The organism is Synergistaceae bacterium, from assembly GCA_017540085.1.
GTDB lineage: Bacteria > Synergistota > Synergistia > Synergistales > Aminobacteriaceae > JAFUXM01.
The window spans coordinates 66,218-74,090 of record JAFYBQ010000039.1 but is presented as its reverse complement, the minus strand read 5'-3'; the positions used below and the strand labels follow the sequence as shown (position 1 = coordinate 74,090).

The following is a 7,873-nucleotide window of genomic DNA, read 5'->3' as shown; positions in this document are numbered from 1 at the left end:
GGCTAAAGCCGGAGGCTTGTAAAAGCCTTGACTGACTAGCCTTAGCGCAAGCTACGTTGCCTGCGAATATATAGTTACCTGCGAGCGTAAATCCTAACTTGCAGCTCTAAGGATTATGGTTAAAAGCTCTGAGAGGCAGGAGCGGTGCTGTAATCGTATAAACCGCAGGACAACATTGGCGAAGGATTATAACTCTAGCGGGCGGAGGTCTGTTTCATGTTAGCAGATATAAAGCCCGCACGCTCTTGGGCGTTACAACAATAAATAGGAGGTATGCGCCTCCTCACCATAGCGAAAGCAAGGGGTATCCGGCGCAATTTTTTTGATGATGACCGTCAAAAAATCTCAGATTTTCCTGTTGTGTGTTGACATAAAAATTTTTCCGGCTATAATGTTTGGTGTAACGAACAAATGACGGAACGCAGTCAATCATGAGAGTCTTACACCTGCAAGAAGGACTTTCACGGAGAGAATGACTTTTACATACCCTCGTTCATGTTCGTCCGTTAAATAGTTTTACCCCCCTCAAAAAGAAACACGGTCAGCCTAAAGCGGGCGGCCTTGTTTTTTTCTGTATAATATCAATATCCATAAAGTGAAAGGGAAAATTCATGCACATAGAAAAATTATCGCTCTACGTAATCACGCTTAACGAGGAAAAACGGTTGCCCCGAATGCTTGAGTCGGTGAAAAATCTTGTTGACGAAATTGTCATAGTTGACTCAGGAAGCACAGACCGAACGGAGGAAATAGCGCGCTCATACGGTGCAAAATTCATGTTCCACGAATGGCAGTCGAGCGGGCATCAGGTAAAAATCGCCGAGGATAATTGCTCGTTTGACTGGGTAATGAGGCTTGACGCTGACGAAATAATCCCCCCTGCCCTAGCTGAAGAGATAGCAGAGATAAAACGCTCCGGCACAAAGGACGCATACATACTCCCCCGCGGAGAAGTCTATCCGGGAATGAAGTGCGCAAACAGATGGGTGAAGCCCTACAGGACAATACGCCTCTACAACCGAAACGCCTGGAAAACCAGCGGGGAACACGGCCATGATGATGTCATAAAAGCCCGGCCCGATGCGACATTCGGGACGTGCAAAAATCTCATGGAGCATTATTCTTTCTTGTCAGTCCATCACGTAATCGACAAATACAACGGAGAGTCCGACAAGCTCGCCGAACGCGCAATCCTTCAGCACAAGAATTATTCCCCGTGGCGGCTTGTGGGATGTTCGACGCTTGAGTTCCTGAAGTATTACATTCTCCACAGATATTTTCTACTCGGCTGGTGGGGCTTCATACACTGTGCGAATATATCGATACTGCGCTTCATGAAGTTTGCGAAATTCTACGAGTTTTCCCACAAGGATTATGATTAGCGTAATCATTCCTGCGTTCAACGCCGCGAAAAGAATTGCCCCTTGTCTTGAGAGCGTTATTTCACAGAAATATGCTGACATTGAGATTATTGTTGTTGATGACTGTTCATGTGATGACACGGGGAAAATTGCGCGTGAAATTCTTGACGCTTCCGGCAGAAAATTCCGTGTAATCACGAATGACCTCAACAGGGGAGTATCAGCCGCGAGAAACACCGGGATTGATGTCTCACAGGGTAAATATATATGCTTTGTTGACGCTGATGATGTAATCCGTGAAAATTTCGTGTCATGCCTTCATGATGTGATTTCGTCCCGTGAATGTGATATATCATTCTGCGGATTTGTCGACAGGTTCACGGACGGAAGGAGCGACGCTGATATAGTTCCTGCTGACGGTGAAGAGATTTCGTGCGGTGAAGACTTCATACTCTGCGGGAATATTCCTGCGGTGTGGGCGTGTATGTACGGTGCTGAATTTCTCAGGCGCAATAATCTCCGTTTCACAGAGGGCTGCTCTTCCGGTGAAGATATTGACTTCATTACGCGGGCATTGTGCAGGGCTGAAAGTGTTTCGTTTGTCCGCGAATGCCTGTATATATACATGCACCATCCTGAAATGGGTTCAGTCCGGGACAATGACACATTCAGCAAGCAAATCACCCGCTACGGCCACAATACAATCGCGCAGAAACATACCGCTGAATATCTCTGTGAGTACGCAAAATCCTGTGAGCTTAGGGAGATTGCCGGGAGAATATTATTGCCTCAGAGCGTAATACGTCGGCTAAACCTCGCGGCCATGAAACGCAGCCGGGCGGAATATGATGCTGTTCTGCGAGACGGCGAGGCCATGAAAATTTTGCGGCGCGGGATATGTTTCTTCACGCTGAGGAGAAAGCCGGAAGTCTTCATGAAGGCTGTAATGATTATGATTATGCCGGGGATATATTACGGTGTGAGGAAAGGTTGATGGCGACCCCGGGGTGATTCGAACACCCGGCCTACGGCTTAGGAGGCAGTCGCTCTATCCACTGAGCTACGGGGCCAAAGTCAACCGTAAGAATATAGCAACAACCGCTGATTTTGTCAAACCGCCGGAAAATTCGTTTTGTGTGAGCTTTCTTGCGCGGTAGGGTAAAATGGAAATCAGAAAATATATTTCAGGGGGAGATAGCATATGAATATCTCTAAGAAATGTGCAGTCTATATGTTGACGGTGCTTGTGATTTTCGGTTTCGCTGTTTGCGGTTCGGCGGCGCAGGAGGCCACATTCACAGCTCCGAAAAAGCTCGCCGATTACCTGTACTACATGGAGTACACCGACTACGCACCCGACCTCACAACGGGCGAACAGGTCAAGACGGGCTTTGCGTGTTCCGCTGTCCGCAACGGAAATTTCTACGGCCGTAATTTGGATTTGGATTACGCCGATGTCCCGGAATTTGTCATCAAGATTGCCGCAAAAGAGTCTGAGGGACGTTACGCAAGCATAGGAATGGCCGCAAATTTCAAGTTCAAAGCTAACGAGGTTGACAAAATTTCGGAAGCTCAATTACTCGCATTGCCAAACATGACTTTTGACGGCATCAACGAAAACGGCGTGGCCATGAACAGCAACGTTGCTCCGGCCGTTGATCTTGATTTCGCGACTCTTCTCTCAACTAATTACGGCAAACCCCGTATTCATTCTATGGCAGTAGTCCGCTACGTTCTAGATCACGCAAAATCCGCAGCTCATGGCGTTGAACTCTTAAAGAACATGGACATTTACGGCGGTTACGGAACATGGTGGGGGCTTCACTGGATGCTTTCTGACGAGAAGGAGACCTACATCATTGAGTGCATTGACGGCGAGCTTGTCGCAAGAAACGACACGGACAACATCATGACAAATTTCTACGTCAACTATGCGCCGAAAACTCTTTACGCAAAGCATGTAGCTCAGACAGGGCAGAAAGTTGCCGGGAAAATCTATGAGGGCTTCCCGATTCTTACGCCACATGCCTGCGGAGTTGAACGTTACGCCATACTGAAGGAGCATTACGCAGAGGGCGCAGAATCCGCCGAGGGAATGTCTCACTTAATGGAGCGCGTGAAATATACACAAGCCTATGAAGCCGATACAAATCCTTTCTGGTACACTGAGTTCACAGAAGGAAGCCTGACAATCGCACACTCTCCGATGGATTTCAAGGCAGATATTCAGTCCCAGATTGATACCTACAAGCTGCACGACAGGAATATTAATCCCAATAATTTCTGGCAGACATGGCACACATCAGTTTACGACCTCGCGAACAGGACTCTCCGCCTGAACATTCAGGAGGATTACTCAAAGCATTACGACTTCACGCTGAAATAGTGAAACTCATTCCGTACCCCCTTGAATCATGAGGGGGTATAATTTTGCCGTGAACACTTCACAGAACAGTATCAGAAGATATATATTGCCCGGTGCAGGTGTCTGAGTTCATGCCCCTGTATCTGATGACATCTTCGGGCGTGTCTAAATCGTCAAGAGTGTCCGCTGTCCCGCATGATATTCCGAGTCCGGCCAGCGTTCTCACAGTCTCAGCAAGGACGCTCGAATTTCCCCATGATGATATGCCGAATGCCTCAGGGATAAATTTCCTCATGCCTATGAGCCAGTAGCCTCCGTCAGATGACGGCCCTATAACAGCGTCAGAGTCATTCAGCGAGCCGAAAGCCCGTGCGATATTCTCAGCCTTCACCGATGGAATGTCAGAGCCGATAATCACAGCCCGCTTATATCTCAGCGCAAAAATATCCCGCATGGCATTACGCATTCTTTCACCGAGATTTTCACCTTCCTGTTTTCTGAGAATGAACGAACACGGAATATATTTCTGCCAGTCTGAAATGTTCCCGCTTCCCGTCCAATATAAATATATGTCGGTGTTACGGAGCTTCAGTGCCTCGCCGAAAATATCACGCCACATAGCAAGGTGTAATTTTGACCGCTGAGTCTCATTCAGGAGCGGGGCGAGTCTCGTCTTTGTCTCATGGCCGATGGGAAGACGGGAGAATATTATGAGCGCGTTATCATTTCCCGCCGTCATAAATCAGCCTCAATGTCTCAGTGTTCACGCCGAGAATGTACAGAGCCTTCACGATATTCATCTTCAGCCACGTGTGAAATCTTCCGTTCTGCGTGTATCTTCTTGCCGATGTCCCTATCACAGTATCAAGCGCGTGAATTTTCCCCTGACTGTGAAAACGCTTCAGCCTCCGCGAAATTTCCCAGTCCTCCATCAATGAAACGTCCGCGAATCCTCCGAGATCGTCAAAAATATCACGCCTCAGAAATAATCCCTGATCCCCGAAAATGAGACAGAAATTTTTTGCCCGCGTGTGTGATGTCCGCTCAATGAACCGCATGAAACAGTCGCCAGCGTCATAAAACTTCAGCCGGAAAAATCCCCCTATTGCCCCGTCAGAAATTGCCCGTTCTATGTCGTGAAGGCTTGAAGGTGAGACGATAGAGTCAGCGTGTACAAACCACAGAATTTTCCCCGATGATATTTCTGCTCCGGCGTTCATTTGTCTTGCGCGTCCTGATGGTGAATTTATGAGTGTTACATTGCTGAAGGCTGAAATTTTTTCGCGTGTACCGTCCGTGCTTCCTCCGTCAGAGATTATTATCTCCTTTTCCCCGTCAAGACTCTGCAATGATGATATTAGCCCCGTGATTCTTTCGGCCTCGTTCAGGACAGGGACAATCACCGAAATCACTGTACTGTCGTTCCTCCGCAGCTTGACCCGCTTCCGGCTGTGCAGGCGTAACAGTGATTCCCGAATCTGATTCGCCTCCTGTGAATCTCGTGAAGGTCTGCGATATTTTCCGGGCCGTCAATCGTGAGTCCTAACGGCTGATTGAAATCGCAGTCGTACAATTTCCCGTCCCAGCCGACAGACAATTGAAATCTGCACATCATATTTTCTGCTGCTGACGGGTTGAAGGAGTCGCGCAGGAGATTCATGTAGCTGTCATAGTCTCCCGACTTCCTGAGAGAGTCGCCGAAACGCCCGATCGGGTTATTTGTGATGGTAAACAGCCGGGTGAATGTGATCCCGTGTTCGGACATTAGGCGCGATTTGTATTCCGCTTCAAGCTCGGACTGATTCGGAGGGAGAAAATCACCGTTAGGATTGTAGACGAGATCGAGAATATGACTCTCATCATGGCCGTAGCCTAGGGCGTTAAGAGTCTTCAGCACAGATATTGCGGCACTGAATGTACCTTTTCCCCTCATTGAGTCGCAGTTCTCCTCCGTGTAACAGGGAAGGGACGCGGCAATCTCTATATTTCTGTCAGCAAGAAAAGAGGGTATATCCTCGTAGCCTCTCTGCGTCATGATAACAAGATTACTTCTCACGATGATATGCGCTCCGAGTTTCGCGGCCTCGTCAACAAGAAAACGGAAATCAGGATTCATTTCCGGCGCACCCCCGGTAATGTCGAGAGTCTCAAAATTCGGGAGTATCCGCAGAATGTGAGTCATTGTCTCCCGCGTCATAATCTCTTTCCGTCCCGGCCCGGCGTTAATGTGGCAGTGAGTGCAGGAAAGATTGCAGAGACTCCCTATATTGACCTGAAGCACCCGCAATTTTTCCGCCGTGAATTTCAGCGCGTTATCATCAATCATTTCTTCAAACGGTATCATGTCGTACTCTCCTTGCTGTGATGTATCTGTTGTAGAGGTTAGAATGTTTTGCTGACGGCTCGCCCTCCCCGAAAATTAAATCAAGTATGTGAATGCTGTCATGTCCTCCGAGACTCATAGCAGACCGGCAAGAGGCGCAGTATGAGATTATGATGTCGCAGGGTGATTCGTTCGCCCGCTCAATCTTGCACTTTCTGCCGTAACGTGAGTCGCATGTCGTGAGAGTCTGGACTCCTCCGCAGCATTTCTTCAGCGGAAACTCAATCACATTCACGCCGAGAAACGCAAGAATCCTCCTGACGCTCTCGGAGACTTCCGGCAGGCTCGTGCATGAGTCCTGAATGCTTGCGTCAAGCCCGGAGAATTTCCCGCGTAATCTTTCGGGGAGTCCGTGAGACTGTATCAGAGGCCACAAGGATAATATTTCCCGTCCCGTGTCGTATTGCCGGAGAAGGTTGTTGCAGCTCTGGCAGGCTGTAATCACCGTGCGGGCGTTCATTGCGTCAAGAGACCGCCTTACGCTGTCGAGTCGTTTCGTGAATAGTTTTGACTCTCCCATGAGCTTTAGCGGTTTGGCGCAGCAGGCCGTGAATATTCCGCAGGAGCCTAAATTCCCGATGATGTAATCACGAACCGCAAAGACATATTCAGGATTGTAGCCCATGAGACTGCACCCCGGAAAAAACACGGTCTCACTTTTCCCCGATGACTGTCTGAGAATTGATGAGGCCGCGAGAAACATATCAGCTTTCATTGCCGAACGGAACAGAAATTTTCTGATGCTCATTTTCTTTCCCTCGTTACGTATATCAGTATCAGGCCGATAACCGCAAAAGCAATCATGGCCGTGTTGATTGTAGCAAAAGAAACCCTGTTAATCATCAGACCTTCACGGATTATTGACGCAGGAATGATTTTCACGCCCTCAGAACCGAGAAGCAGGAATATTCCCGAACACGAAACAGCGAGGCTAAACGCTGAGGCCGTGAATGTCGCGCAAAATTTCCGCAGGGGCTTTATGACAGTCTGCAACAAAAAGAGGAGGCCGGATAAACCGAAGAATACCCAGCCGATATTTACGCGCATTTCAAGCCATTCATTGAGGAACAAGCACACGCTGATTAACATTCCCAGCGTTACGGAGTTGTAGAGGATTGCGAGCATTATTTCACGAGACGCACAATTACGTTTACCCTTGTTCCGTCAGGCGGGAGAATTTTTGCGTTACCCTTGAAGCTGACCTCCCTATTGTTCATGGCTCCTGTAGGCCACGCGGCATTAGTGCTGATTCCTGCGGCGCATGAGTCAAGGCAGATGAAGCAACCCGGGTGCGCTCTCTGTGCAAATTCGAGGTTGCCGGAAAATCTCAGGTCTATGGGTCTGACTTCTCCATTTGCGGACGTAGTTATTACAGCGTCATCAAGCGGGATTTCACCGTCTGAGCCTTCCCACGTCAAGAACGCCGCGAGCTTTGAGCCTTCTGTTGATTTCCCTTCTGAGCTGTTGCGGGCTTTCATGTCTTCCGGCTTTATGTTGTTGCCCGGGACTGCTCCGAGTTCGGTTAATGCGTTGTAGTAATCGATCTCGCTGACTAGTGCGCGCATGATGGATTTTTCGCCGTTGCCGCCCTTGTAGTATGAGAGAGCGTGTTTTGTCGGGCTGACTAAATATTTTCCGTTGATTTCGGCGGGGATGATTATTTCTCCCTTTTCTTTGTTGACGATTAACGAAAGCTCTTCAGCAAATGACGCTGACACTAACGCACAGAATACGGCCATGACAAGCAGAAATTTTTTCATGACA

Annotated in this window: 9 protein-coding genes and 1 tRNA gene; 3 read left to right on the top strand and 7 right to left on the bottom strand. The window is 48.5% G+C overall.

The annotated features are described in order from the left end of the window. The first annotated feature begins 611 nt into the window (after positions 1-611). Together IKQ95_09990 and IKQ95_09985 are read left to right on the top strand one after the other, a co-directional pair. A complete protein-coding gene (locus IKQ95_09990) occupies positions 612-1,382 on the top strand; it encodes a glycosyltransferase family 2 protein (GenBank protein ID MBR4197026.1) in 771 nt (256 codons plus the stop codon). After that, entirely contained in the window at positions 1,375-2,355 is a 981-nt protein-coding gene (locus tag IKQ95_09985; GenBank protein ID MBR4197025.1) for a glycosyltransferase family 2 protein, read from the top strand. Before IKQ95_09990 ends, IKQ95_09985 begins: the two co-directional genes overlap by 8 nt. Here the strand turns inward: IKQ95_09985 and IKQ95_09980 are convergent. Continuing rightward, positions 2,356-2,431: transfer RNA gene (locus IKQ95_09980), tRNA-Arg, on the bottom strand. 131 nt (positions 2,432-2,562) lie between these two features. Here IKQ95_09980 and IKQ95_09975 point away from each other — a divergent pair. Further along, positions 2,563-3,747, top strand: coding sequence for a linear amide C-N hydrolase (locus IKQ95_09975; GenBank protein ID MBR4197024.1), 1,185 nt, complete (start codon positions 2,563-2,565; stop codon positions 3,745-3,747). A gap of 58 nt (positions 3,748-3,805) precedes the next feature. On the opposite strand, the gene IKQ95_09970 is transcribed toward IKQ95_09975, so the two are convergent. The 6 genes from IKQ95_09970 to IKQ95_09945 are packed head-to-tail and all read right to left on the bottom strand — an operon-like array spanning position 3,806 to position 7,869. Continuing rightward, positions 3,806-4,465 carry a TIGR04282 family arsenosugar biosynthesis glycosyltransferase gene (locus IKQ95_09970; GenBank protein MBR4197023.1) on the bottom strand — a complete coding sequence of 220 codons (660 nt, stop codon included), beginning with the start codon at positions 4,463-4,465 and terminating at the stop codon, positions 3,806-3,808. Beyond that, entirely contained in the window at positions 4,449-5,138 is a 690-nt protein-coding gene (locus tag IKQ95_09965; GenBank protein MBR4197022.1) for a TIGR04283 family arsenosugar biosynthesis glycosyltransferase, read from the bottom strand. Before IKQ95_09965 ends, IKQ95_09970 begins: the two co-directional genes overlap by 17 nt. Further along, the gene (gene arsS / locus IKQ95_09960) at positions 5,135-6,070 is read right to left on the bottom strand and encodes an arsenosugar biosynthesis radical SAM protein ArsS (GenBank protein ID MBR4197021.1); all 936 of its coding nucleotides are present in this window, start codon (positions 6,068-6,070) and stop codon (positions 5,135-5,137) included. Before arsS ends, IKQ95_09965 begins: the two co-directional genes overlap by 4 nt. Continuing rightward, positions 6,057-6,857 (bottom strand): (Fe-S)-binding protein, encoded by an 801-nt coding sequence (locus IKQ95_09955; GenBank protein ID MBR4197020.1) that lies wholly within the window; start codon positions 6,855-6,857, stop codon positions 6,057-6,059. Before IKQ95_09955 ends, arsS begins: the two co-directional genes overlap by 14 nt. Beyond that, positions 6,854-7,234, bottom strand: a complete 381-nt coding sequence (locus IKQ95_09950) for a hypothetical protein (GenBank protein MBR4197019.1) — start codon at positions 7,232-7,234, stop codon at positions 6,854-6,856. Before IKQ95_09950 ends, IKQ95_09955 begins: the two co-directional genes overlap by 4 nt. After that, positions 7,234-7,869 carry a hypothetical protein gene (locus IKQ95_09945; GenBank protein ID MBR4197018.1) on the bottom strand — a complete coding sequence of 212 codons (636 nt, stop codon included), beginning with the start codon at positions 7,867-7,869 and terminating at the stop codon, positions 7,234-7,236. The genes IKQ95_09950 and IKQ95_09945 overlap by 1 nt, the downstream gene beginning before the upstream one ends. Positions 7,870-7,873 lie beyond the last annotated feature (4 nt).

Excerpts from the sequence above, each read along its gene's own strand:
- IKQ95_09990 (MBR4197026.1), top strand. The coding sequence starts at position 612 with ATGCACATAGAAAAATTATCGCTCTACGTAATCACGCTTAACGAGGAA.
- IKQ95_09985 (MBR4197025.1), top strand. The coding sequence starts at position 1,375 with ATGATTAGCGTAATCATTCCTGCGTTCAACGCCGCGAAAAGAATTGCC.
- IKQ95_09975 (MBR4197024.1), top strand. The coding sequence starts at position 2,563 with ATGAATATCTCTAAGAAATGTGCAGTCTATATGTTGACGGTGCTTGTG.
- IKQ95_09970 (MBR4197023.1), bottom strand. The coding sequence starts at position 4,465 with ATGACGGCGGGAAATGATAACGCGCTCATAATATTCTCCCGTCTTCCC.
- arsS (MBR4197021.1), bottom strand. The coding sequence starts at position 6,070 with ATGATACCGTTTGAAGAAATGATTGATGATAACGCGCTGAAATTCACG.
- IKQ95_09955 (MBR4197020.1), bottom strand. The coding sequence starts at position 6,857 with ATGAGCATCAGAAAATTTCTGTTCCGTTCGGCAATGAAAGCTGATATG.
- IKQ95_09950 (MBR4197019.1), bottom strand. The coding sequence starts at position 7,234 with ATGCTCGCAATCCTCTACAACTCCGTAACGCTGGGAATGTTAATCAGC.
- IKQ95_09945 (MBR4197018.1), bottom strand. The coding sequence starts at position 7,869 with ATGAAAAAATTTCTGCTTGTCATGGCCGTATTCTGTGCGTTAGTGTCA.